Below are 24,416 nucleotides of genomic sequence, written 5' to 3'. Positions count from 1 at the left end.
AGCCAGCCGCCGAAGGTGGGGCAGATGATTGGGGTGAAGTCGTAACAAGGTATCCCTACCGGAAGGTGGGGATGGATCACCTCCTTTCTACGGAGTTTATTTCCGAATATCACTTTGAACCATATCAGGAGTGTCATGTTTCGCCTTTAGTTTTCAGGAAATACGTAAGCCCCTTCTACTATAAAGGTAGAGGGGGCTTTTTTGCTAAAGAAACCAGGAACTTGAGGATTTTCATTACTCATATTTTTACATAAAAAAGAGGAAAAGGGATATTTTGCAGGATAAATTATTTTCATTTTGGTTAAAGAAGGATAGAAATTTTCTATTCTTTATTTTATAATTGATAATGAATTTCATTATCTCGCTTGTTTGTTATATTTTTATTTGGTTATGGAATTAGACGATGGATCATGGTTCAAGAATAGAGCAACATCATGGATGAAGCACAGGTATGAAGAATGAGAAGGGATGTGAGGTTGTGCTTCGGTCTGAAGAGATAGCATTTCTCCAGGAACATTTTTGTTTTACACAAGAAGTTTCAACTGACTCACCTGGAATGATTCGAACTTCTGATCTTTTTGACGAAGCGAAGTGCCATTTATTTTTATCCCAACTTTCTGCATTGCTGGGTTCTCCTTCGCTAAAAGTAACTGCTTCCCAATTTGCGAAAAGGTATGTTTATCTGGCGATATTACCAGCTTTATATGCGATGAGTATTTGGGACAAACAGCTTCCTGTTTATACAGAAAACAGTTGGATTGAGTCCGATTTCAAACAGGGACGTTGGTTGCCTCGGTTACGGTTGGAAAGGCTGGCTACCTCTTCATGGCGAGGAAGCAGGGAAAAATGGCGGGATCAAGTATTACATAACCTGTTTGCTGAAAATGTCACAACGATATGGCGGGCTTTAGTACGAGTAACAGGTATTTCGGCATCCATTTTATGGGAGAATGCTGCTGTCTATATTTTTTGGTTATATGAAAAGAAACTGAAAGACTTGGATCAGCAAAAGCGTTTACAAGCATTTAAGGATTTTCAATATCTTTTACAAGCAGATCCTTTCTTATTTGGAGAAACGGAAAATCCGTTAGCTCAATGGTACACGTCAAAGGTATATCTGATTGAAGAAGAGGAATTGATTCGTGTTCGCCAGACCTGTTGTTTATACTACCAGGTAAATGCCGAAGGGCTTTGTTGTAGAACATGTCCACGTAGAGCTAAAACACTCCAAAGTGAACAGCAAGTGGAGAAGCCGATGTTACTAAAAATGTGAAAAACAGTCAAGGCCGCCCTACAATTCAACAAGCTAAAAAACCCCGATCCTGTACAGAATCGGGGTTTTTTGCATTTTATATATCAAAATATGCCATTCCACTGCATGATAAGGATCAGGGTTCCCAAGCCCAAAACATATATGGCAAATCCTTTCAGTGAACTTTTCTGCAAGATCGAAATCATCCATTTAACAGCTATGTAACCAAAGATGGCTGAAAAAAGAGTGCCGACTAATAAGGAACTGAGTGGAAGCATTTCGGAAGCAGATGTTGTCATCTTTATGCTTTGTAAAAGTACAGCGCCGGTAATGGAGGGAATGGAAAGAAGAAAGGAAAAATAGGCAGCGGTAGCCTTGTCAATCCGACAAAAAAGAGCTGCGGCGATGGTGAGTCCAGAGCGGGATAGTGCAGGCATGATGGCCAATCCTTGAAATGTGCCAATGAGTAAAGCGTCACGAAAACGGATTTGTTCCAAGGTTTTGTATCCTTGTGATTTGATTTGGTCTGCTGCCCATAGCAGGATCCCTGTCATCAAAAATTCCCAGCCAATACTGTCGCCTGTTTTGGATAGTATTTCAAAGTAATCTTTGAATGTGAGGCCGATCAAAACAGTAGGAATCGTACCTGCGAGTAGGAGTAAATTGAATCGATTCCAAGGTTTTTTGAGGAGCTCAATTATTTCTTGCCGATATACGGACAGAACAGCGATGAGGGTGCCAAAGTGTAGCATGGTGTCCAGGAAGAGTCCCGCTTCATCCAATCCAAATAAATGGCGCCCTAAATATAAGTGACCTGTACTACTGATCGGCAAAAATTCGCTTAACCCTTGTATAATGCCAAGAATAGCGGCTTCTAACCAGTCCATACGCATTCATCCCAGTCTTAAGAGAATTGGATGTCTGCCAAAAAGAGTTTCTACTTGGGGACTATAAACGGATACAGATTAAACCAACAATTAACAGGATGAGTGAAATGGTTTGTAGTAGGGAAAGGCGTTCGCGGTAAACCCAGATGGATAAAATGGCCACAACCAGGCTATTGGTCGAAAAAATTGGAGATACAAGGCTAGCAGGACCTTTTTCCAAAGCAATTGCATAAATTTGCATACCGGCAAAAGAGAAGATCCCAGAACCTATTCCCCAAACAAGGCCAATTTGCTTGGTTTTTAAGCTTACATTTCTATTTTTTTTACGTAATATCTCTATGGTGAACCAAATGAAACCAAATAAATAGCTGACAAATAGTATCATCGCATTGGAAAGGTGCATTTCTTCGGTGATTTTTAATCCTCCATTGCGTAAGAAGAAGAGAAAAGTAGCTGTCAAAACAAATAGATACCAGCGGGTATTGCGTATGCGTAAATCTTCATTGGGATCAATGGGCAAGACAATGACGGCGATGATCAGTAAAATGACACCCATCCATTCGGTTAGCGATATGGTTTCACCATAAAAAAGCATAGAAAGTCCAACCGTTAGAACCACATTACTATTGACCACAGGTGAGGTGAGGCTTGCTGGTCCGTGATCCAGTGCCTTCATAAATAACAAATTGCCTACTGCTGATCCAAACCCGATAATGAAGCCAGCCAGCAAAACAAAGAATTGAAGGTTCCATGTCTGGGTATAAATGACCCAGCCCAAAAAGCCAAGACTTCCCGAAAAATAAAGCCCCCATAGTAGATGATCTGTCGATCCTCGATTGGCAGAACTTGCTTTCATCATGAAACCGGCCAATCCAAAGGTAAGAGAGCTGAGAAGAGCGAGAATAAACCACATAAATAACTACATTCCTTTCTACAATGTAGGAAATCATAACCTTATCATCTTACCTTGAGAATGGCTTAACGTCTATCATTGGAAAGGTACAAAAGAGCAAGAAATTCAAACGGTTGGACAGCACAAAGGAATTATCAGTTTGATTTCGGATGAATGTGGTCAACCTGGATCCATCATTTATTTATATGAAGGAGTGACCATATTTTTCCTGGAAATGGGGGAAGATTGACATGAATCAGAGGTCTGCGGCATGATTATTGGAGACGGGGAATAAAGCAATTGGAGGCTTCTTTATGTCAATCAGTCAATCCATCAAAAAATCTTGGGATTGGGAAGTCCAGGACTTTGTTATGCCATACATCAATGGGATTTATTTTATGCGATGAAGGAGATTGGGAACAAGCTGTTCATAAATTTAAGGAAATGCTTGATTATGTGATAGAAAAAGATGAGGCAGGAATTCAAGAAGCGGACGAACTCTTGCAAAAAAAAGAGCCGGAAAAAGCATTTAATCGTTTAACTGAATCAGTACGATATGCGGATACATAAGGAAAAAGAGCCTGGTATTCGTATTGTTTCAGGATGCCAGGCTCTCTTGTGAGAAATTTTGTTTTGTAATGAAGTGTTTATAGAAATGTTCGGGCACATCCTCTTAACGGAAGAAGCCCCTATTGATACTAGGCTGACTGATTCATTGCGGCATATCGTTCAAATTCAAGCAGGATTTCTGGAAGAGTCATTTCTTCTTCAAGATAGAGCTGCATCAAATTGTAGAAGTGATCATGGCTGTCTTCTGGAATTTCCAGAATTTGTAACAGTTGTTGGACTGGATCAATATTTCGAGACAGAATATGTATGCTATTGGAATCAAATACGGCTTCAAGCTTGCAGATTTTGTCATATAGATCTTTTAAAATAGCTAAAATCATCGCTACTAACTGTTTTTTTTGTTGATCCATTATAAATCCCTTTCTTTATTCTTTAAAAATGAGTGCAAATACAATTGATATTATAACAAAGCTCGTGCATGACTACAAATTCTTTAGAAATTATCAATAAACACTTTACATTTTGTAATCAATCTGTCAATCTTTTTGTTTCAAGTGAACGGGTGATAAAAGGATGCGAGTGATATGGATTGGAATCGCTGGGGTCATCGGTGCTTTGTTGCGATATGGCATCGGAGAAATCATTCCGAAAGTAGGTGGAATTTTTCCTGTATCCACCTTGTTGATTAATTGGGGAGGCTGTTTTCTGTTAAGTTGGTTTTCCATGTGGTCAGTGAAGCATGGGTTTTTTACACCAACCATGCGTACAGCTATCAGTACAGGATTCATTGGGTCTTTCACGACCTTTTCTACCTTTAGTGTAGAATTGATTCAACTCATTCAACAACATGTTTGGCTGATGGCGATTTTATATTTTATGCTGAGCGCACTCGGAGGTTTATTTTTTGCCTGGTGTGGATGGAGGATCGGAGAGAGGTGATATCCGTATGTTTTCTGTATTGCTGATTGGACTGGGGGGTTTTCTGGGAGCCATTTTTCGCTATGGCGTGAGTGTTTGGTTCAAAAGAATTTCGTCTTATCCATGGGGAACGTTATGTGTCAATCTAAGTGGTTCTTTTTTTTTGGGAGGGATTCTATCTCTTCCACCTTCTGTGATAACAAAATACTTGATGGGAATCGGTTTTTTAGGAGCTTTTACTACGTTCTCCACATTTAAATGGGAAACTTTACAAATGATTCGAAATAACAGTTGGAAAATATCCGCTATATATCTGGGTGTCAGTTATATGGGGGGAGTTTTTTTGGCATGGGTTGGATGGGTTATTTTTGAAAAAACCATCGCAAAATAGCAGATCAGGAATGAAAAGGATTATTACATAACTTTCTATTTTTATTTTAACATTTGCGTCTAGGCTATTTTTCTCAGGTTAATCCTATGATAAACTACAAGTAGAGAGTTTCTAGCGAAAAGTTTGATCAAGATGACTATGACATGTTTTTGTTTACTGGAACTCATATTTTTCTGATACTTTCCATGCCGTCTAAAATTATTTTTTGATTATAAATAATTTTAAAACATGTAGGGAGATTGTGCGTATGAAAGGCCAAAACCGAACAAGTTATTTGTTCTCTAAAGAAATTGCCCCTTTCATTATTCCCAAAGAACAAGTAGTAGTGGTAGATCCCGATTGGTCGTTGGAGCGTGCCCTCTTGGTTTTAACTCGTAAGGGAACGACTTCTGTTCCGGTTATTAACCAGGAAGATGAAGTGGAAGGGATTATCAGTAAAACCGACATTCTTGATTTTCTGTTGACAAAAAGTCGAAGTGGTGAGATCGATTTTTCCCAGCTTCGAAAGCACAAAGTACGCGAGGCAATGAACCAAACACACGGTGGGATCTTGGCTAATTCCATCTTTTCCTTTGCTTTTGAAGTGCTGGTGAATCGGTCATATATCCCGATCATTGATGTGAAAAATAAATTTATAGGAATATTGACACGAAAAGTGATGATGGAAAAAGTGATTGAATATTTCCAAGAAGAGTATTTGCAAACGATCTCCAAGCCGAAATAATACTCGTTTTCCCATTCCTCTTTTTAGAGGAATGGTTTTCTTTTTAAAGAAATTCTTATTGACAAGTGGATCAGAACGAGTTAGATTAATCCTCAAATTAAACATTTGTCCAGCACCATTCAATCGCTGAATCCATTTCATGGAGCGGGGGAACCAAACTTTTGGGGTGAATCCTGCATTCATTGCAGGTAGGGTTAGCTCTCATATGACCCGAATCCGTCAGCTAACCTCGTAAGCGTTGGAGAGGAGTGGTTATTTTTTATGCTGTCATTTTGTTTGCCAGCAGGGTGACCGCTCTGGTGGTTTTTTTATGTGAGTATCCTTAGTATCAATAGTCCGTGTCCGTTTTTCTTGGTTGTTTTTTTCGTAAAAAAATGATCAACCTTTCTTCATTTGGTTGATCATGAGATAAGGGGATTCATACCTTTTGCATTCATTTTCCATCTTAACAAGGATAAAATTCAAGTAATTGGATAAAGGCGGAATGGATTGATGATTGAGCTGGACTGTCTCCCGTATGAAAATTTCTGGGAAAATCTTGAAGAAGAAAAAATATATGGTTATTCGCAAAGGCCAAACAAAAAAGAGGGGTGATGAAAGTTTGAGGCACTGTTGGATCTATATGAAAAATATATTGGCTCGAAGATGGTGAGGATGTTCGCACATGCGCTATGGAAGAAAGAATGAAAGGAATGATTCTTATTTACTATATGTGTAAGATGATTGGTTAAGTGTTTGAATGATGAATATGATGATGACTGGATTAGTAATTTTTTGTTGTATGAATGGTTTGCTCGAAATCCAGCAAGTCGAACTTCTTGCACTGTTTGAAGAAATCAATCATTTCTTGCCAATAAATCGCATCCCATTCTCTGTCCAATTCCTTGGCGACAGAATTCAGTTGTTGCAACCAGTTATGGAGAGTGATTTCTACATAAGGGAGGTCGAAATCTTCATGATAACAAGTGAAGATTAATCCTTTGATATCTTCATACACATTTTGATAGATCACTTTTTCGATAATGGAAGGTAACAAGGGTGCAATACTGACTTGAGTACGGTTTTTCTCCCAAATTTTAATTAATCTCTTTTTGTTGAAGCTGTTTTTATATTTATCTAGCAATAAACTTTCTACTTTGTGATACTCATTCGCTTGTTCTTCCAAAATATAGCCCCATTTAGTTGCTTCGTTACTTTGATATATGTTTGAAATGGGTGTGGACGAGTGGTGAGAATCGAAGGGGATTACATTGTTACCATAAGAAGAATAATGGTATTTTTTCATAAAAATGCCTCCTGTTCGTTACTCCTCCATTTATATTTCCTTTCTAGTAAAAATAGATTTGGTATTCTATATAAGGAAATAACCAACACAATTTATATTTTACACTATTTTCACTTATAAATTCGAAAAGCAATGTGAAAAGTCGGTAAAAATTGAAAAGAAGATGTTAGTGATGGATGGTAATAAAATGAAATAAATAATATATCTCTCATTTTATACTAAAAATGGAAAAAAGAAATACACCGGAATAATATACAGAAAATTATTACTATAATAACAAGATGGCCATCAGGTTGTCCAGCAATCAGCATGTGGAGGAAATTGCCCATCCTGGTTTGTCTAATTGAAGCAAAACAGCGATTAAAGCAACAGTATTGAAAATACATTTGGTCCATCGAACAAAGAGGACTATGGGGATCAGCGCAAACGTATATTGCTTTAGGTTACGCCAAAAAACAGGTAGGTAATGAAAAACTTGTTTTTTGGAGGATTTTTATATTGAGAACATATGTTTCTGTCCGTTATAATATACATAAAAAAGTCGATTTTTCGGAGACATGAGAGGAGAGCGATTATGGCCATCCGTTATCCTGCAGAAATACGTTGCCAAAAAGAATTGGAAGCATTGAAATTGGCTGATACATATCCAAAGCCACAAGGTTGGCTTTTATCTCCACGAATGGTTGAGTTGTTCATTTTGGGTTCGGATCAAGAATTTATGACAGAAGATGGAGAAAAAATCAGGATCCGTCCCAAATACTGGGGAGATCGGACCTTGATTCAGGTAGCGATTGCCACGCTTGCTTCGGATCGTGGCTTGATGCTGGCTGGAGAACCTGGAACGGCGAAGAGTTGGCTATCTGAACATTTATCAGCGGCGATTTCGGGAACTTCACAATTGATTATTCAAGGGACAGCAGGGACGAATGAAGACCAGATCAAATATACATGGAATTATGCGATGTTGATTGCTCAAGGGCCAACCCCGGAAGCTCTGGTGGAAAGCCCGATGATGGCAGGGATGAAAAAAGGTCAGTTGGTTCGGTTTGAAGAGCTGACTCGATGCCATTCGCAGATACAGGATGTGATGATTTCGATCTTGTCTGAAAAACAGATTTCCATACCGGAATTAAATACAGTGGTTTATGCAGAAAAAGGATTCAATGTCATTGCTACAGCCAATACAGCAGATAAGGGCGTTAATGAAATGAGTGCGGCTTTGAAAAGACGGTTTAACTTTGTGATCATCCCGGTTTTGGCAGATCTGGAACAAGAGATTAAAGTCGTTGAGGAGCGTACCAAAGAAGCCGTTACTCAACTTGGTATTGAACCTGAGATTTCTCCAGATTTAATTCGATTGATGACAACGGTGTTTCAGGAACTGCGAAGAGGTAAAACATTGGATCGCCAGATTCAAATCAAAAAGCCATCCACTGTTTTGAGCACAGCTGAATTAATCTCTGTGATGTCCAATAGTGCCTTGCTTTCTGCTTACTTTGGTGAAGGAATTGTTGGCATGAAAGAAGTGGTTCGCAGTATGTTTGGAGCGGTGTCCAAAGAGAATGATGCTGACTTGGAAGTGATTAAAGATTATGTAGAGACAGTGGTTCGCGATCGACAAGAACAACCTTGGCAAGAGTTTTATCAAATCTGTAAGGAGCAATTATGAGTCAGATCATCTTTTTGCCGATTCGACATCATTCTCCTGTGTGTGCTTTTCACGTGCAACAGAAAATTCGTGAAGTCCAGCCAAGCCGAGTACTTATCGAAGGGCCCAGTGATGCCAATGCGTTACTTCCTTATTTGCTCGAAGAGGATTTGCGATTGCCTGTCGCCATTTATGCATATCAAACAGATGAGTCACCTCATATGCTCTACTATCCGCTTTGTGAGTATTCCCCTGAATATGTAGCCATTCAAACAGGCAATGAAGTAGGAGCTGCCTGTTCATTTATGGATATACCATCGGCTTGGATGATGAAGGCACGTGAGTGTTCCCCAGAAGATTGTGAACCACTTTGGGAAAGTGGAACGAGTCGCTATACACAAGCCCTGGCTAGACAGCAGGGTTTTGACTCTTTTGAAGAGTTTTGGGAGGCACGGTTTGAAATCGAGGGATTCCATAAAACAGCTGATCAATTTTTTGCTGAAATTGGTACATATGGTTCTTTGATTCGTCAGCTGGAGGAACAGGATGATGCAGTGTCACCTGTAACGATCCAAAGAGAAGCGTATATGGTTCGAGAAATTGTCAAGGCAGTGCGTGAAGAACCGACTCGTCCCATTGTTGTCATTTGCGGTGCTGCACATTTGAATGCTTTGGAACAGGGAATCCAATCATTTTCATCAGAAGATGAGTTGTCATCAAATGTGGATGTACCGGCGGAAGTAACCTTAATTCCATATAGTTACCATCGATTAAGCGAGCAATCAGGCTATGGAGCGGGTAATCAGGCACCCCGATTTTATCAGCTCGTATGGGAAGCAAAAGGTGATACCGGTTTTGTAGTGAAAAAGGTTTTGGTTGAACAATTAAAGTATTTACGGCGTCAAGGATATGGAACCAATCTGAGCCATGCCATTGAAGCCGGAAAGCTTGGCCATACGTTAGCGCTGATTCGCGGGAAACGGGCTCCTGGCTTGAAAGAAGTAATGGATGCAACGGTTTCATGTTATGGAGAAGGTTATCGAGATCGTTTACTGTCTTGTTGGCGTGAGACACTGATTGGCTCATCCGTAGGTATCTTGCCAAGTCGAATTGCACAAACACCCCTTCAACGGGAATTTTATTCCCATGTTCAGCAGTTGGGTATTCCGCTGGAGGATATTCCTAAGTCCGTTCAATTACAGTTAACACAGCCAACAGAACAGATGACCTCCGTTTTTTTGCACCGTCTGCGATTATTGGGGATTCCATTTGGAACACTGCAAATGAATGCCAGTGTAAAAGCATATCAATTGCTGACAGCTGTCAGGGAGCGCTGGGAAGTGGTTTGGACACCTGCAACGGATGCACAGCTTATTGAATTCTCGGCTTACGGCAGTACATTGGAAGAGGCCTGTTCCAGATATCTGATGAAAAAGCTGGAAGCAGTGAAGCAAATTGATGAAGTGACCGAGATCTTGCTCCAAATGGGTCTTACCCAATTGGAACATTTATTTCCGCAAGCTTTGCGGATTTGCGAAAGCTTATCGAGTGAAGATCGGAATTTTACTGCACTAAGTCAAGGTGTGCTTCATGTAGCAACTCTGTTGAAGTATGGAACAGCGCGAAAGCTGTCACATATCGAATTATTTACAGGTTTGTTAGAAAAGTTGATGTTGCGGGCGATTTGGACGCTGTTGCCTGCCACGGTTGTAGATCAGGAAGGAGCGCATGAAATTCTGCGTGGCATTCAAACCTTGTATGATGTCTTGGGCGATTCTAAGCGAGTGGAACGTACTCATTTCATCCATGCGCTAAACAAGGTCATTGAAAGAAAGGATGCCAATCCGTTAATTCGGGGTTTTTCGCTTTCCTTGCTGTATCTGATGGGACAAGTTTCGGATGAGCAATTGGAAATTACCTTGCAAAGTTGGCTCCGTACATCTGAACAACCTGATCATATGACTTATTTGATCCAGGGATTATTTCACCTGAATCGTGCCTACTTTATTCGCAAGCAGGGATTGATTCAAGCGATCCACACCTTTGTCGTGTCTTTGGATAAAGATACGTTTGTCCGGCTTTTGCCGATGTTACGGCAAGTATTTTCGCAATTATCTCCGATGGATGGGCGTAATTTAACCCAGACACTGGCAAAAGTTTTGGATATGGACCAAAAGAAAACGCAGTCGCTTGTGAACCCTTTGCTTAATCGGGATCGCCATTTACATCTGGATCAGGTTCTAGCGGCCATGGCAGAAAGGTGGAAGAATGAATATGGATTATCGTGAGGATCCGTTGCGTTGGCGCTTGATTTTAGGTAAAGAGATAGAACAACAACCTTTGTTTGCGGATATGAAGCCATTGGAAGGCGCATGGGCAGGGATGGATCAGTCATTGGAATTTTTATATGGTGAGAACCAATCAAGACGGGGCGGCACCGGAGCCTCGTCTCCTTATGTCGCTCAGTGGCTGAAGGATATTCGTACCTATTTCCCTACTGATACGGTCTCCTATTTGCAGAAAGAAGCGATTGAGAAAAAAGGATTGCGTCAATTGTTGCTAGAGCCTGAAACACTGGAAAAACTGGAACGAAATGTGGAACTGGCAGCTACCTTGATTGAATTGAAGCATTTGATTCCAGATCAGACCAAAGCGACTGCCCGGTTAGTCATACAGGATACTGTAGCCAATCTGAGAAAAAAACTGGAACAAAAAGTGGCACAGACTGTGATTGGGGCAGTCAGTCGTGAAAGCACGCCTTATATCAAAACCAAACAAATTGATTTTGCAAAGACCGTTCGCCATAATATCAAAAACTATCAACCAGAACTTAACACATTTATCCCGGAAAAAATTTATTTTTATGAGCAACAAAATAAGTTAAACGATTGGAATGTGATTGTCTGTGTGGATCAAAGCGGTTCAATGGGAACATCTGTCGTTTACTCATCGATCATGGGGTCCATTTTTGCATCGCTGAATCTGTTTCAAACCCATTTAGTCTTTTTTGATACGGAAATTGCAGATATGACCGAGTACCTAACCGATCCCATTGATATTTTGTTTGGGATCCAACTGGGAGGCGGAACCGATATCAATCGGGCGGTTCAATATTGTCAGGGACTGATTACTCAACCGGATAAAACCATATTTATTTTAATTACAGATTTGTATGAAGGCGGCAATCAAAATGAACTATTGGCCCGGCTTGCCAAGATGCGGGAGGATCAGGTAAAAACGCTCTGTTTGCTTGCTCTTAATGATCAAGGTCGTGCATCTTATGATCGTGTACTGGCACAAGAAGTAGCAAATCTGGGGATTCCAGCATTTGCCTGTACTCCTAATAAGCTGATTGATTGGGTGGAAAAGATTTTTGTCGGTGAAGCCAAATAAGTGCTTTGTGTCAGAAAGGATGAAGAAAGTTTGGAAACACCCTCTTTGATGAAAGAATTAACGATCGAGCAAGTAAAAGAATGGACGGATGCGAAAAGCTTTAAAAATGGTGAGAAATATTTTACCAAAGGCGAAGTGCAAGCAAGGACTCACACTTCTTCGGCCATTTTTGCGAAGGTGACTGGTTCCAAAAATTATCAGGTCAGCATCCGCTTTCAGGAAAAGAAGCTGGAAACACACTGTACCTGTCCCGCTTATCGTCGGAATAAATACTGTAAACATGTGGTTGCCGCCTTAATCGCCTGGATCCAGGAACCTGATTCTTTCGCATTGATCGATGATCAACAACTGGAAGAGCGCAAGGAACAGTTTAAAACGAAGAAAAAGAAGAAAACCAAAAAAGAAAAAGAACAATTGATGGCAGAAGGCCTCGATTTGGTGGAAAAGCTGATCATGGAGATTACTCACCAAGGATTTGACATGGTTAGTGAACAAACCATTGCTACCTTTTCAGAGCTGTCTGAATTTGTCAAGTCCTATAAATTACGGCGATTGGGTCATTTACTCACTGAATTAAAAGAAGAATTGCAAACGGATCGAAATGCGAGAAGGATTATCCAACTGCTTGGTGATTGCTGGTTTACGGTAGCAGCCATACGTAAGCATTTAAATGGGGAATTGACAGATAAAGCCATGTTGGACGAGCTTGTGGGTAAAACATGGCGTAAAACCGAACTGGAAAAAGTAGAGCGTTTAATTTTGCTAGAACTGGGATATGAAGTGCAAAAATTAAAATCTGGCTTTAAAGTGGAAACAAGTATTTTTATCGATTTGGAACAGGGAAGTCTCTTTACAGAAAAACAGATTACACCACTGAAAGTAAAGTCTGTTTCGCCTAAAACTTCTTATCATCAGATGATAGAAGTGAATGAAGCCTACCTTTACCCAGGAAGGGAACCAAGGCGAATCAAACTGGAAAGCTTTACCGTTCGAGGATTAACCGACCAGGATGTAGAAAGTCTTTCTCGCTTTGCCCTTACTTCTCTTGATCAAATTGTCAGGCAGGTTCAAGCCAATGATGCTTATCTTTTTCCACATCCAGACCATTATGTATTATTTCAACCCAAAAGAGTCATAGAAAAAGACCATCAGATTTATCTGGTGGATGAAAATGGCCAGATTTATCCTCTAATGTCTAACTACCGTTTAAAAACGTATGCCAAAGTCTTTCAACCTGATTTCCTTTTATTGAGAGTAACCAGTGAATTTCAATTGTATGTGATCTCAATCGTATCAATGAAGACACCAAGTGATCTCAATGATTTGCATCAGTTGCCAATCATTAAACTGTCTAAGGGGTATTGGTAATGATTGAAAAAATCAAGCAGTTAGAAGAGCAACTGCAGTTTTTCGTATCTTCTGGTTTTCAGCACACTCATCAGGATCTGAAAGAGCTGACTCACATTGCGAAAGAATTTGCTGAGGCAGGTTTTCCTCAGCTTGCATTCAATATTCAGCAGATCGCTGAAGTGGATGAGAAAGCCCGACTGACACATCTGTTTCTTCTGCTTAGACAATTGGAATGGTTGAAATGGGAATGGTTTGCTTTCGAGCGTGAAGGAAGTAGACAAAAAGAAAAAAGGGTTGCTTCTAAATGGTTACTGTTGCCATTGTCAGTCATGACATGGAATGATGAAAAAGCGGTAATGTGTTTACTTTGGGATGAAAAAGATGATGAGAAAGAGCAGATTTTGATCGATGCGACCGCTTTTGAAGGCACATTACAAAGCGATGTATTGAAAGAAGTATTCCATGTCGAAGCGATTCGATTTAAACGGTCGATTGCCCTTCAAGAAAATCTGTGGCTTCCCGTGTTTCAGGCACAATTGGTTCATCATCCGGAGAACAGCATATTACATGTGAAATGGAATGAGAAACGCAAGATGTTATGGGATACCGCAAATGGATATTTTTATTTGGATAAAATCGCGGAAGACCTGTTTACAAATGAATTCTGTCAGAATCATCCGATTGCACAGCAAAATGTACAGCATGCACAAAAACTGGAAGGATATTGCTTTTACTATTATCTTTCCCTCCATCACTTGCCGCTGTTTATTGTGGATCAACCTGATCTGTTTTCAGCAAGGGTGTTACATTTATTTGAGCGTGTTTGGACAGCGGAAGCGGTGGAAGCCTTTCAATTGAATAAAGAAAAGCCGCTACAACCAAAAGGGTGAAGCGGAGTACGTGTCGGGGAGAAGCGTGCAAACAGTCCGGAGTGATCACGAGTTTTGCACGTCCCCCTTTACCGTGAGACTGAAGCGGATGTAACGGATTTCTTTAAAAAGGAACGCACCAAGACTCAAACATCGGCTTCCATCATATGATTTGGTAAATGAACACACAATTCATCATAGACAAAAGAAACAGTTCTGTGTAAAAATTGGATAAATATCTGGCTGGCCAGATGAACAACAATGAAAATGGGCGAGGTGTAGAATGCAAAAAGCTCTGGAAATGGTCCTCAAAACGATAGGGCTTTATGGTTTGTTTCTATTTTTAGCCGTTGTTCCAATATTTTTTGTACCGAACATGGATCTTTTTGTCATCCAGGAAATAGCCATGATCGTATCCGTATTGATCTTTTACTATGGGTTTGAAAAGCAAAAAGGATGGACACTGGGTCTTAAACAACCGAAATGTTTTCTTCTTTTTCTTATGGGTGCTTTATTTGGAATTATCCTGATGGCAATTGCCTTTGGACTCATTGTGATCTTGGGGGGCGTTGAAATTACAGGTATAGAGTGGAATCCGGAGATTGGCAGGGCGATCGTTTACTGGTTGTTTCTCTTTTTCCTTGTTGCTTTGGCAGAAGAAATTTTTGCACGCGGTTACTTGTTTGGACTGGTCAAATACTTATACGCTCCCAAAAAAGTTGCGGTGATCGTTTCAGCAGTGGTTTTTGCTTTGCTGCACAGTTTTAATGCGAATGTTTGGTCAAATGTGATTCCAATGCTGGAACTGTTTTTTGCAGGGGTTTTATTTGCCATGCTGCGTCAGGTATCAGGTGGTTTATGGATGCCGATTGGCCTGCACCTGACATGGAACTTTTTTCAAGGGCCCATCTTTGGTTTTGAAGTATCGGGCTTGGAAGTCCCTTCTTTGTTTCATATTAAGAAAGTGGGTCATCCCTTGATTTCAGGTGGAGCTTTTGGAGTAGAAGGCAGTGTCATCAGTATTGTTCTTTCATTGTTGAGTATATGGGGGATTTATTTATATGGTAGGAAGAAGATAGATTAAACAATGATATTGATTCTTGATTACACAAAAATTTGATGAAACTGACTTTCTTTATCATCTCGTAATGTACTGAGGGTAGGAGGTATCGACGGAAGATGTCATAATTTTCGCTTCATAAGATATATGATACAATGTGTAGAAAAACGGATTTCTGTAAACTGAAAAGAGTAAATCAATAATGGAAGGGAATCTCCCTTCTCAGTCAACAGCCCCACGAGTAAGGTCTATAGATCGGCCTTACTCGTTTTGTTTTATAAATTCATAAGTATAATCAGCATTTCCGGGTCCAAGTTTCAGAGAAGAAACGGTTTGGCTTCAGAAATACACATCCTTTTGGAAGACAGAAAGGATATCGATTGCTTTATTCAGTCCGATAATACATTCTGCTCTCAGATATTTATCTCCTAGAGAGCTTCTTTAATCTATAACTTCAATTTTTACATAATTATATAGACAAATCAATTTTATTCATATATTATTAAAATATAATTATTATCAATAAATTAGTACATTTTTTATATTTAATATGATTTTATAATTACTATTAAGTAATATTCATATAATGTTAATCTAGAATTTAGATTTAAATTATATTGTCAATATAGTAAGGATAGTCATAATTAAAATGTTATTCCTCATTAGAAAGGAAAGGGTTCACTGTGAAAGTAACATTTCCTTTAGAAAATGAAAATACATCTCTGGTCTCTTTACTTCAAATGCGGGCAAATCAACAACCACATAAAGTCGCTTATATCTTTTTGAATAATGGGGAAGAATGCGAAAAAACAACCTATTACGAACTGGATCAAAAAGCGAGAGAGATTGCTTCCTCCTTAATAAAAGTCACTAGAAGGTTACAAAGTTGATCCTATTGGTTTTTTAGTTTATTCTTTAAAAATAGATGAAATCGAAAAAATTTTACACCTTGCAAAACAAAGGTTAGAGCTATTCTTCAGTCTGAGCATCCTTTTCCATATAGGAAAGGGATGCTTTATTTGATTTCTTTGTCTGAATTTGGTTGTTTTTCTTCGTTTTTGGAAATGGGCAGATACCATCCAGCACCGATCGGACGATAAAGATGACGGTTTTTTTTGTGCAAGGGACAGTAGTTACAGCGACCACCTGGCCGTTGTTTGTAACATTCAATACAGCGGATAGGCTGGGGGTTCATAAGCGGATCAAGGGGAAATCAGCGCTTTTGTCAAACATGCATGCCCCTCTCCTTTTAATAATTTGATTTCATTTTATCATAAAGAGATCAAGAAAGAGGCTATATCCTGAAAATATGGATACGTTTCTTTCACTCTTCGGGATGGGTTTCTTCCTCCGTTACCTTTTTTCATCCTTCTGATGATGTTGCTTGGCAACATGAGGGTCCGTTGACAAACCCGGCCTATAACGGAAACTATGTCAATAAGCAGAGATCAGTTGAATTGGTATATGAAAAAATGATCTTTCTGAATAGATGTTGAGAAGCTGCTTGCGATATGTTATAGTGCATGGGATAGGAAAACATGGACAATATTCCATTTTTATCATAAAAGTATGAAAAAACTGAACAACAAAACCTTTTATCTAAACCATGAAACAGGTCATACTACAAACGACAAGAAGACTTTTACTTGCTATACCCATTTGAGTAAGATAAAATAGAATGAGAATCACATGATAATCACTTTAAATAAGGTGAGTTTGTGATTCATTTATCATCTATTGACTCACCCTGCAAACCGAGGGTTCTGATCCAAACATTCCCGGTGATGTCTTGGCATCTTCGGTTTGAAGATAAATGATGTATACATGATGGAGGAATGAATTTATGTCAGTACCAAAGCTAACGATTAAAGATCTACATGTAGCTGTTGAAGGAAAAGAGATCTTGAAAGGCGTTAACCTGGAAGTAAAAGGTGGAGAAATTCACGCGATCATGGGGCCAAACGGAACGGGTAAAAGTACGTTGGCTTCAGCGTTGATGGGACATCCAAAATATGAAGTGACAAGCGGTACCGTTACCCTTGATGATCAAGATCTTCTGGAAATGGCAGTAGATGAAAGAGCGCGTGCCGGTTTATTTTTGGCTATGCAGTATCCAAGTGAGATCAGTGGGGTTACCAACTCCGATTTCCTGCGTAGTGCCATTAATGCGAAACGTGGCGAAGGAAACGAGATCTCCTTGATGAAGTTTATTCGTGAACTGGATAAAAAGATGGAATTGTTGGAGATGGATGAGTCATTTGCTACTCGATATCTCAATGAAGGGTTCTCGGGTGGAGAGAAAAAACGGAACGAGATTCTGCAAATGTTAATGCTTCAACCACGGATTGCCATTTTGGACGAGATTGATTCTGGACTGGATATCGACGCATTGAAAGTCGTTGCCAAAGGTGTCAATTCCATGCGCAGTCCTGAATTTGGTTGCCTCATTATTACACACTATCAACGTCTCCTGAATTACATCAAACCAGATTTTGTTCACGTCTTTATGCAAGGTCGTATTGTGAAATCCGGTGGACCTGAATTGGCAGAGCGTTTGGAAGCTGAAGGGTATGATTGGGTGAAAGAAGAGTTGGGTATTGAAGACGAAGCAGCGAATCCAACGGCATAAGGTGAGGTAGATAAGATGAGTGTAGAAACAACCTATCCATTTGATCAACAGGTTATTACGCAACTCTCCCAAAGTCTGAAAGAACCCGACTGGCTTCTTGCGGATCGTTTGGAAGCGTTGGAGCTTGCAACCCAATTACCCTTGCCAAAAGTAGAGCAAACAAACATCAGTGGTTGGAATTTTACCAACTTTAAGCCTTATACGGAAGAAAGCCCAGTGCAAATCGATCAATTACCTGATCATGTGAAGAGTTATCTGTTTGATGAAAAAAGTGGCAATCTCTTAGTACAGAAAAACTCCAGTGTTGTATTTAAACAGCTGGCTGACGAGTTAGCGCAAAAAGGGATCATTTTTACTGACCTAACGACGGCGAGTAGAGAGCATGGTGACTTGGTCAAAAAATATTTGACCCAGGCAGTGAAAAAAGAGGAGCATCGCTTGGCTGCGCTAAACGCCGCATTGTGGACAGGTGGTGTGTTCCTGTATGTACCACGCAATGTGGAAGTGGAAGTCCCATTCCAGTCTCTTTTCTGGGCCGCAGGGGAAAATGTGGGCATTCATCCACATATTTTAATTATTGCAGACGAAAATAGCCGTGTAGAGTTCGTTGCAAACTATGTAGGTGATGATCTGGTTTCCCTAAACAATAGTGTCATTGAAGTATTTGTGAGACAAAATGCCCAAGTGCGTGTGGCTACGATCAACAATATGGGTAAATCCGCCGTAGAAGTGATTTACCGTCGGGCATTGGTTGACCGGGATGGAAAGATGGAATGGATTATTGGTGACCTTAGCGAAGGACGAATCATTTCGGATAACACTTCTTATTTGAATGGTCAAGGTGGTACAGCGAACGTTAAGGCTGTAGCACTCGGTGTTGGCAAAATGCGGGCGAATATCACTTCAAACATTCATCATTTTGGTACCTATACCAACAGTGATATTCAAGCTCGTTCGGTCATGAAAGATGAAGCTTCAAGCATTTTAAACAGTATCACGAAGATTGAAAAAGGCGCGAGCAAATCGGATGGTCAACAATCAGGCAAGGTACTGATGCTGAATCCAAAAGCTCGTGGAGATGCCAACCCGATTCTCTTGATCGACGAGAATGATGTAAAAGCAGGTCATGCTGCAAGTGTGGGTCGGATTGATCCAATCCAACTTTATTATTTGATGTCTCGTGGCATTACAAAAGAACAGGCTGAAAAACTGATTATCTTTGGCTTCCTGGATCAAGTGATTTCTGAAATTCCTTCTGAATCTTTACGTCAAAATATCATTCACGTGATTGAGGGGAAATTTGGAGCATGAAATCATACAAAAAGGACTTTCCGATTCTGCATCAAGAAGTCAATGGTCACCCATTAGTCTATTTGGATAGTGCTGCTACTTCGCAAAAGCCCATTCCTGTGATTGAAGCACTGGAAGATTACTATAAAGGTTACAATTCCAATGTGCATCGTGGTGTGCATACATTGGGAAGTAAGGCCACCGATGCTTACGAAGGAGCGAGGGAAAAAGTACGGCGTTTTATTCATGCTCGCTCTACCAAAGAAATTGTTTTTACCCGGGGTACGACAACGGCGATTAACCTGGTTGCCAGCAGTTATGCCAGAACACGTTTGGCACCAGGAGATGAGATTGTTATTACACCATCTGAGCACCATAGCAATCTCATTCCTTGGCAGCAAGTAGCAAAAAGCACGGGAGCGACATTAAAATATTTCCCCCTGGAAGCGGATGGTACACTTGATTTGGCTAAAGTGAAAGAAACGATCACGCCTAATACAAAAATCGTTGCGATTCAACATGTGTCCAATGTCTTGGGAACGGTGCATCCAATCAAGGAAATTGCTCAAATCGTCCATCAGCATGGTGGCGTGATCCTGGTGGATGGTGCGCAAAGTGTGCCGCATATGAAGGTGGATGTCCAAGATTTGGATGTTGATTTCCTCGCTTTTTCGAGTCATAAAATGCTCGGGCCAACAGGGATTGGTGTATTATATGGAAAGGAAGCCTTGTTGGATGAAATGGAGCCCATTGAGTTTGGCGGCGAGATGATTGACCATGTGGATCTGTATGATTCCACATGGAAAGAGCTTCCTTGGAAGTTTGAAGGTGGTACGCCCATTATTGCTGGAGCGATTGGGCTGGGCGCTGCGATCGACTATCTGGAGTCGATTGGTATGGATCAAATTGAAGCACATGATCGTGCTTTGACCAAGCTTGCTTGCGAAAAATTAAGCCAGGTTGAAGGGATTACCATATACGGTCCAAAAGAAAATCGCATGGGCGTTGTGACGTTCAATGTGGATGGTGTTCACCCGCATGACGTGGCGACTGTCCTGGATGCAGAAGGCATTGCTGTACGCGCAGGGCATCATTGTTGCCAACCTTTGATGAGATGGCTTGGGGCCACAGCTACTGCCCGGGCGAGTTTCTATATCTACAACGACGAAGAAGATATTGATCGACTTGTAAAAGGTCTACAAAAAACAAAGGAGTATTTCGGAAATGTCTTTAGATGATTTATATCGTCGTGTGATTATGGATCATTACCAACGACCACGCAATCGTGGGCGAATTGAAGAAGGAGCGGTCACGGTCGATCTCAATAATCCCACCTGCGGTGACCGCATTTCTTTACAAATGCGTGTAGAAAACGGTGTGATTGAAGAAGCCAAGTTTTTGGGAGAAGGTTGTTCGATCAGTCTGTCTTCGGCTTCCATGATGACCGAAGCCGTCAAAGGACTCACGATTGAACAAGCGCTTGAACTTGTTCATTTGTTCTCCAAAATGATGCAAGGTGAAGAGGTTGATATCGACAAATTCCCGTTGGAGGATATTGAAGCACTGACGGGTGTTTCCAAGTTTCCAGCAAGGATTAAGTGTGCCACACTTGCATGGAAAGCATTGGAGAAAGGAATTAGGGAGTGTCAATGTCAGTAGGGAGTAATCCCGCAAAAGGAGGAGTTAATTATGGCTACCCAAATGCCTGAGTTCTCCGATTACAAGTACGGGTTTCGTGATAAAGACGTTTCGGTCTATCGTGCAAAACGTGGTTTATCCCGTGAGGTTGTAGAGGAGATTTCGCGCATGAAAGGCGAGCCAGACTGGATGCTGGAGTTTCGCCTTAAAGCGCTTGAGCAATTTTATAAAATGCCAATGCCTAGCTCGATGAATAGTAAATGGTTCTCGATTTTGCCGGGCAAATTGGACGAACTCAACTTTGATGATATCACCTATTATGTCAAACCTTCAGAGCGCCAAGGCCGTTCTTGGGATGAAGTACCAGAAGAAATCAAGAAAACATTTGATAAACTGGGTATTCCAGAAGCAGAGCAAAAGTTCCTGGCAGGGGTATCCGCTCAGTATGAATCTGAGGTTGTTTATCATAACATGCAGAAAGAACTGGAAGAACAAGGGGTTATTTTCTGTGATACAGATACGGCAGTGAAAGAATACCCAGAGCTTCTGCGTGAATACTTCGGTACAGTCGTTCCACCATCTGATAACAAATTTGCCGCACTCAACAGTGCAGTTTGGAGTGGAGGAAGCTTTATTTATGTACCAAAAGGGGTAAAATGTGAAATTCCGCTCCAGGCATATTTCCGGATTAACTCGGAAAATATGGGTCAATTTGAACGGACGTTGATTATTGCGGATGAAGGAAGCTTTGTTCACTATGTAGAGGGATGTACGGCTCCGATCTACAGCACAGACTCACTGCACAGTGCGGTTGTTGAGATTGTTGTAAAGGATAATGCACGTTGTCGTTATACCACGATCCAAAACTGGGCACCAAATATTTATAACCTGGTAACCAAACGAGCTGTGTGTGAACGTAATGCTCACATGGAATGGGTAGATGGAAATATCGGTAGTAAGCTGACCATGAAATATCCAGCTGTCATTATGAAAGGGGAAGGCGGAAAAGCCGATATTCTGTCCATCGCTGTTGCCGGTAAAGGTCAACACCAAGACGCTGGAGCCAAAGTGGTTGCTCTTGCACCAAACTGTACATCTACGATCATTTCCAAATCCATCAGTAAACAGGGCGGAAAAGTCACTTACCGAGGATTGACCAGCTTTGGCCGCAATTCACAAGGCTCCAAAGCAAACGTGAAATGCGATACCCTGATTTTGGACAATGAGTCCACTTCAGATACCATTCCTTACAATGAAATTAAAAACGATGATATTACCTTGGAACACGAAGCTACTGTATCCAAAGTAAGTGAAGACCAACTCTTTTATCTCATGAGCCGAGGTTTGTCGGAAAGCGAAGCAACCCAAATGATCATCATGGGCTTCATTGAACCATTTACCAAGGAATTGCCAATGGAATACGCCGTAGAAATGAACCGTCTTATTAAGTTTGAGATGGAAGGTTCGATCGGTTAACAAACAAGTGCCACCATGTTGCCTCAAACATGGTGGCTTTATTATTGTAACACTTCCCTCGTTCCTGTTGTGTTAGTTGCTTTTATTTCGAGGTACATAATCAGGATAGTCTGTGATTATTCCGTCCACTTTGGCATCCAGAAGAGGTTGGACGGCGCTACGACTACGAACTGTCCAAGATTGCACTTTCATGCCATGAGCGTGAATATTTTCGACAACTTGTTTGTTTACGATTTTTAGATTTGGATTGACGTAATTCGCATAAGTTGCAAATTCTTTGATTTTCGCATCGGAGAGGTGGTTTGGATCACTTGTTAATACTCCGACCGGAACTTCTGGGAGAAGCTGATGAAACTTTTTCATGGACTCAAAGTTAAAAGATTGGACGATAATTTTTTCATTTTTGGGTTTATGCATATTGTGTTTCTTTAGTGCTTGAGCTACTTTTTCTTCGATACCCGGGTATAATTCTGGTGCTTTCAGCTCAATGAGGATCCCTATTTTTCCACGGAATTCTTCCAGTACTTCATCAAAGGTAGGAATTTTTTCGCCAGCAAACGTCGGATTAAACTTACTTCCAGCATCCAATTGTCTTAGTTCGGTCAATGTGAGATCTTTGACATTGCCTGTTCCGTTGGTTGTACGATTGACGGTTGTATCATGGATCACTACAAGATGGCCATCTTTACTCATTTGAACATCAAGCTCAAAGTAATCGGCTTTCATTTCTTCAGCTTTACGAAAAGCGGACATTGTATTCTCTGGCGCATATCCAGATGCACCACGGTGAGCAATGGTTTCAACACGATACTTTTCCTGGGTGCTTGGTTGTGTGGCGTTTGCCTGGCTCGACAAGACTGAAGTAAACAGGCCAGTAATGAGCGCTGTGGACAGTAAGAACTTGCTCATTTTTTTAATCATATGCTTCCTCCTTTCTTGCTGTTAAGTTCAATATAAAGAAAAAATTTGGATATAATATAAAGAATTATTGCATATGGTATTAATTTTTGTTAAAAATCGAGTTTATTTAATAAACTTCCTGTTTGGGTGTCGTAGTTTCCGTTATATGCAGTTTTTCCTTCTCGTTTCAATCTCGCTCCATAAAAACGAATCTAAGTCGTTCAACTGGAAAAAGAATATCGGGTTTCCAACAGTTTCAAGGGAATCAATTGTTTGATTCCCTTTTCAATTTAAAGTGTTAAAAGAATTTTAGATAATGGTTAGAGGAAAGGATTATGTTCATCCGAAATGGGTATTTATTTATTGAAATAAAATAATTCTTTGGAATCATTAAAATATATCTTTATATTTTATAAATATAATTTCATTACAAAAATAGAATATAACAGCAAGGGAGGGAGTACCGTGGAACCAGATAGAAAGGAATGGGAAGAAAAAGAAAAAATTCTAACATTTAGAGAGAAGGAGTTAGAACTAAAAGAAAAAGAATTATTAATAAAAGAGAAAGAGTTGGAGCAAAGACAAAAAGAATTGGACTGGCAAGAACAACAAATAAAAAAAGAAAATAACAGTAAAAAGAGTAGAGATAAACAGAAAAAAGTCTTGGATCAACCGATTAGCTATGTTCATGTTATTCAAGATCGTGATGATAAAGAGATTCACCACTTGGAAAAAACAAGAGAAGATATAAGAAATGAAATTAAAAATCGTATCGAACAAAGAGATTCATTATCCAATCAGTTAATTGCAACAATGGGGGTGGTGGCAGGATTTGCGGTCCCTAATGAAGAATATCGCATTATTATCCTTTTAATCCCACTATTATCGATATATTATACGTTGCAAATTTTATACAGCTTTACCGTTCATGACTTTTTAACTAAATATTTAAGAGATGTAATTGAGCCACGCCTATCACAATTATGCTGTACCCAAGATGAATTTCAATTTTCTAATTATTTTAACAAAAATGCCAAGAAAGTGTTAAAAAGAAGTTTTTATATCTATGGTATGTGGGTGGTCAGTTTTTTTTCGATGGCTTATTTATGGGTGTTTGAATATGACAATCACCCAAAATTACTTACTATTTCTACCATTATATATGTATTGTCTATTTTAAAGATTACCCGTATGTTTATAGATGATAGTGAAAAGAGATTGTAGAGGAAAACGAATTTAAACAA

The 24,416-nt window shown here is 40.1% G+C and carries 23 protein-coding genes, 1 rRNA gene and 1 riboswitch; of the genes, 19 read left to right on the top strand and 5 right to left on the bottom strand.

Annotated elements, in window-relative coordinates; genetic code table 11:
- Together BMZ78_RS04380 and fhuF are read left to right on the top strand one after the other, a co-directional pair.
- A 16S ribosomal RNA gene (locus BMZ78_RS04380) occupies positions 1 to 87 on the top strand; the annotation flags it as partial.
- Positions 88 to 451: 364 nt separating this feature from the next.
- Positions 452 to 1,273 carry a siderophore-iron reductase FhuF gene (fhuF, locus tag BMZ78_RS04375; RefSeq protein ID WP_093228282.1) on the top strand — a complete coding sequence of 274 codons (822 nt, stop codon included), beginning with the start codon at positions 452 to 454 and terminating at the stop codon, positions 1,271 to 1,273.
- Between the two features lie 83 nt (positions 1,274 to 1,356).
- Here the strand turns inward: fhuF and BMZ78_RS04370 are convergent, their stop codons facing one another.
- Positions 1,357 to 2,139, bottom strand: a complete 783-nt coding sequence (locus BMZ78_RS04370; RefSeq protein ID WP_093228280.1) for an undecaprenyl-diphosphate phosphatase — start codon at positions 2,137 to 2,139, stop codon at positions 1,357 to 1,359.
- Between the two features lie 61 nt (positions 2,140 to 2,200).
- A complete protein-coding gene (locus BMZ78_RS04365; protein WP_093228278.1) occupies positions 2,201 to 3,052 on the bottom strand; it encodes a DMT family transporter in 852 nt (283 codons plus the stop codon).
- Positions 3,053 to 3,397: 345 nt separating this feature from the next.
- Here BMZ78_RS04365 and BMZ78_RS04360 point away from each other — a divergent pair, with 345 nt between their 5' ends.
- Positions 3,398 to 3,601 (top strand): hypothetical protein, encoded by a 204-nt coding sequence (locus BMZ78_RS04360; protein ID WP_139203259.1) that lies wholly within the window; start codon positions 3,398 to 3,400, stop codon positions 3,599 to 3,601.
- 128 nt (positions 3,602 to 3,729) lie between these two features.
- Here the strand turns inward: BMZ78_RS04360 and BMZ78_RS04355 are convergent, their stop codons facing one another.
- Complete coding sequence (locus tag BMZ78_RS04355) at positions 3,730 to 4,011, bottom strand: hypothetical protein (RefSeq protein WP_093228274.1); 282 nt, start codon at positions 4,009 to 4,011, stop codon at positions 3,730 to 3,732.
- Between the two features lie 163 nt (positions 4,012 to 4,174).
- Here BMZ78_RS04355 and crcB point away from each other — a divergent pair, with 163 nt between their 5' ends.
- The 3 genes from crcB (at position 4,175) to BMZ78_RS04340 (ending at position 5,634) form a co-directional block, all read left to right on the top strand.
- Entirely contained in the window at positions 4,175 to 4,540 is a 366-nt protein-coding gene (crcB, locus tag BMZ78_RS04350) for a fluoride efflux transporter CrcB (protein ID WP_093228272.1), read from the top strand.
- Between the two features lie 7 nt (positions 4,541 to 4,547).
- On the top strand, positions 4,548 to 4,910 hold the full coding sequence (locus BMZ78_RS04345; protein WP_093228270.1) for a fluoride efflux transporter FluC: 363 nt from the start codon (positions 4,548 to 4,550) through the stop codon (positions 4,908 to 4,910).
- Positions 4,911 to 5,157: 247 nt separating this feature from the next.
- Positions 5,158 to 5,634 (top strand): CBS domain-containing protein, encoded by a 477-nt coding sequence (locus tag BMZ78_RS04340; RefSeq protein ID WP_093228268.1) that lies wholly within the window; start codon positions 5,158 to 5,160, stop codon positions 5,632 to 5,634.
- 114 nt (positions 5,635 to 5,748) lie between these two features.
- Positions 5,749 to 5,887, top strand: a riboswitch (cyclic di-AMP (ydaO/yuaA leader).
- 510 nt (positions 5,888 to 6,397) lie between these two features.
- Here the strand turns inward: BMZ78_RS04340 and BMZ78_RS04335 are convergent.
- Complete coding sequence (locus BMZ78_RS04335) at positions 6,398 to 6,919, bottom strand: hypothetical protein (protein ID WP_093228265.1); 522 nt, start codon at positions 6,917 to 6,919, stop codon at positions 6,398 to 6,400.
- Between the two features lie 574 nt (positions 6,920 to 7,493).
- On the opposite strand from BMZ78_RS04335, the gene BMZ78_RS04330 reads away from it, so the two are divergent.
- The 12 genes from BMZ78_RS04330 (at position 7,494) to sufB (ending at position 22,272) form a co-directional block, all read left to right on the top strand.
- The gene (locus BMZ78_RS04330; RefSeq protein WP_093228264.1) at positions 7,494 to 8,588 is read left to right on the top strand and encodes an ATP-binding protein; all 1,095 of its coding nucleotides are present in this window, start codon (positions 7,494 to 7,496) and stop codon (positions 8,586 to 8,588) included.
- Positions 8,585 to 10,855, top strand: coding sequence for a DUF5682 family protein (locus tag BMZ78_RS04325; protein WP_093228262.1), 2,271 nt, complete (start codon positions 8,585 to 8,587; stop codon positions 10,853 to 10,855). Before BMZ78_RS04330 ends, BMZ78_RS04325 begins: the two co-directional genes overlap by 4 nt.
- A complete protein-coding gene (locus BMZ78_RS04320) occupies positions 10,842 to 11,960 on the top strand; it encodes a VWA domain-containing protein (RefSeq protein ID WP_175482283.1) in 1,119 nt (372 codons plus the stop codon). Before BMZ78_RS04325 ends, BMZ78_RS04320 begins: the two co-directional genes overlap by 14 nt.
- Before the next feature lie 30 nt (positions 11,961 to 11,990).
- Entirely contained in the window at positions 11,991 to 13,328 is a 1,338-nt protein-coding gene (locus BMZ78_RS04315; protein ID WP_139203258.1) for an SWIM zinc finger family protein, read from the top strand.
- On the top strand, positions 13,328 to 14,200 hold the full coding sequence (locus tag BMZ78_RS04310) for a hypothetical protein (protein ID WP_093228256.1): 873 nt from the start codon (positions 13,328 to 13,330) through the stop codon (positions 14,198 to 14,200). The genes BMZ78_RS04315 and BMZ78_RS04310 overlap by 1 nt, the downstream gene beginning before the upstream one ends.
- 262 nt (positions 14,201 to 14,462) lie before the next feature.
- Positions 14,463 to 15,263, top strand: coding sequence for a CPBP family intramembrane glutamic endopeptidase (locus BMZ78_RS04305; RefSeq protein WP_093228254.1), 801 nt, complete (start codon positions 14,463 to 14,465; stop codon positions 15,261 to 15,263).
- Positions 15,264 to 15,922: 659 nt separating this feature from the next.
- Entirely contained in the window at positions 15,923 to 16,129 is a 207-nt protein-coding gene (locus tag BMZ78_RS04300; RefSeq protein WP_093228252.1) for a hypothetical protein, read from the top strand.
- A 953-nt stretch (positions 16,130 to 17,082) separates the two neighbouring features.
- Complete coding sequence (gene sufC, locus BMZ78_RS04295) at positions 17,083 to 17,868, top strand: Fe-S cluster assembly ATPase SufC (protein WP_093228251.1); 786 nt, start codon at positions 17,083 to 17,085, stop codon at positions 17,866 to 17,868.
- A gap of 15 nt (positions 17,869 to 17,883) precedes the next feature.
- Positions 17,884 to 19,179 carry a Fe-S cluster assembly protein SufD gene (gene sufD, locus BMZ78_RS04290; RefSeq protein ID WP_093228249.1) on the top strand — a complete coding sequence of 432 codons (1,296 nt, stop codon included), beginning with the start codon at positions 17,884 to 17,886 and terminating at the stop codon, positions 19,177 to 19,179.
- On the top strand, positions 19,176 to 20,396 hold the full coding sequence (locus tag BMZ78_RS04285) for a cysteine desulfurase (protein WP_093228247.1): 1,221 nt from the start codon (positions 19,176 to 19,178) through the stop codon (positions 20,394 to 20,396). The genes sufD and BMZ78_RS04285 overlap by 4 nt, the downstream gene beginning before the upstream one ends.
- Positions 20,383 to 20,817 (top strand): Fe-S cluster assembly sulfur transfer protein SufU, encoded by a 435-nt coding sequence (gene sufU / locus BMZ78_RS04280; protein ID WP_093228246.1) that lies wholly within the window; start codon positions 20,383 to 20,385, stop codon positions 20,815 to 20,817. Before BMZ78_RS04285 ends, sufU begins: the two co-directional genes overlap by 14 nt.
- A 30-nt stretch (positions 20,818 to 20,847) precedes the next feature.
- Positions 20,848 to 22,272: a Fe-S cluster assembly protein SufB gene (gene sufB, locus BMZ78_RS04275; protein ID WP_093228245.1), complete on the top strand. Its 1,425-nt coding sequence runs from the start codon at positions 20,848 to 20,850 to the stop codon at positions 22,270 to 22,272.
- A 72-nt stretch (positions 22,273 to 22,344) separates the two neighbouring features.
- On the opposite strand, the gene BMZ78_RS04270 is transcribed toward sufB, so the two are convergent.
- Complete coding sequence (locus tag BMZ78_RS04270) at positions 22,345 to 23,193, bottom strand: glycerophosphodiester phosphodiesterase (protein ID WP_245739727.1); 849 nt, start codon at positions 23,191 to 23,193, stop codon at positions 22,345 to 22,347.
- A 444-nt stretch (positions 23,194 to 23,637) separates the two neighbouring features.
- Between BMZ78_RS04270 and BMZ78_RS04265 the strand changes: the two genes are divergently transcribed.
- Positions 23,638 to 24,396: a hypothetical protein gene (locus tag BMZ78_RS04265; protein WP_093228244.1), complete on the top strand. Its 759-nt coding sequence runs from the start codon at positions 23,638 to 23,640 to the stop codon at positions 24,394 to 24,396.
- The last annotated feature ends 20 nt before the right edge of the window (positions 24,397 to 24,416 follow it).

Source organism: Thermoflavimicrobium dichotomicum (genome assembly GCF_900114055.1).
Taxonomy (GTDB): Bacteria; Bacillota; Bacilli; order Thermoactinomycetales; family Thermoactinomycetaceae; genus Thermoflavimicrobium; species Thermoflavimicrobium dichotomicum.
The sequence above is the reverse complement of the archived record's forward strand: the minus strand, read 5'-3'. Positions and strand labels throughout refer to the sequence as shown.

Coding starts and splice junctions, on each gene's coding strand:
- sufU (WP_093228246.1), top strand. CDS start 20,383: ATGTCTTTAGATGATTTATATCGTCGTGTGATTATGGATCATTACCAA.
- BMZ78_RS04370 (WP_093228280.1), bottom strand. CDS start 2,139: ATGGACTGGTTAGAAGCCGCTATTCTTGGCATTATACAAGGGTTAAGC.
- BMZ78_RS04310 (WP_093228256.1), top strand. CDS start 13,328: ATGATTGAAAAAATCAAGCAGTTAGAAGAGCAACTGCAGTTTTTCGTA.
- fhuF (WP_093228282.1), top strand. CDS start 452: ATGAAGAATGAGAAGGGATGTGAGGTTGTGCTTCGGTCTGAAGAGATA.
- BMZ78_RS04365 (WP_093228278.1), bottom strand. CDS start 3,052: ATGTGGTTTATTCTCGCTCTTCTCAGCTCTCTTACCTTTGGATTGGCC.
- BMZ78_RS04355 (WP_093228274.1), bottom strand. CDS start 4,011: ATGGATCAACAAAAAAAACAGTTAGTAGCGATGATTTTAGCTATTTTA.
- BMZ78_RS04270 (WP_245739727.1), bottom strand. CDS start 23,193: ATGATTAAAAAAATGAGCAAGTTCTTACTGTCCACAGCGCTCATTACT.
- BMZ78_RS04325 (WP_093228262.1), top strand. CDS start 8,585: ATGAGTCAGATCATCTTTTTGCCGATTCGACATCATTCTCCTGTGTGT.
- BMZ78_RS04340 (WP_093228268.1), top strand. CDS start 5,158: ATGAAAGGCCAAAACCGAACAAGTTATTTGTTCTCTAAAGAAATTGCC.
- sufC (WP_093228251.1), top strand. CDS start 17,083: ATGTCAGTACCAAAGCTAACGATTAAAGATCTACATGTAGCTGTTGAA.
- BMZ78_RS04335 (WP_093228265.1), bottom strand. CDS start 6,919: ATGAAAAAATACCATTATTCTTCTTATGGTAACAATGTAATCCCCTTC.
- crcB (WP_093228272.1), top strand. CDS start 4,175: ATGCGAGTGATATGGATTGGAATCGCTGGGGTCATCGGTGCTTTGTTG.
- BMZ78_RS04330 (WP_093228264.1), top strand. CDS start 7,494: ATGGCCATCCGTTATCCTGCAGAAATACGTTGCCAAAAAGAATTGGAA.
- sufD (WP_093228249.1), top strand. CDS start 17,884: ATGAGTGTAGAAACAACCTATCCATTTGATCAACAGGTTATTACGCAA.
- BMZ78_RS04345 (WP_093228270.1), top strand. CDS start 4,548: ATGTTTTCTGTATTGCTGATTGGACTGGGGGGTTTTCTGGGAGCCATT.
- BMZ78_RS04305 (WP_093228254.1), top strand. CDS start 14,463: ATGCAAAAAGCTCTGGAAATGGTCCTCAAAACGATAGGGCTTTATGGT.
- BMZ78_RS04320 (WP_175482283.1), top strand. CDS start 10,842: ATGGATTATCGTGAGGATCCGTTGCGTTGGCGCTTGATTTTAGGTAAA.
- BMZ78_RS04285 (WP_093228247.1), top strand. CDS start 19,176: ATGAAATCATACAAAAAGGACTTTCCGATTCTGCATCAAGAAGTCAAT.
- sufB (WP_093228245.1), top strand. CDS start 20,848: ATGGCTACCCAAATGCCTGAGTTCTCCGATTACAAGTACGGGTTTCGT.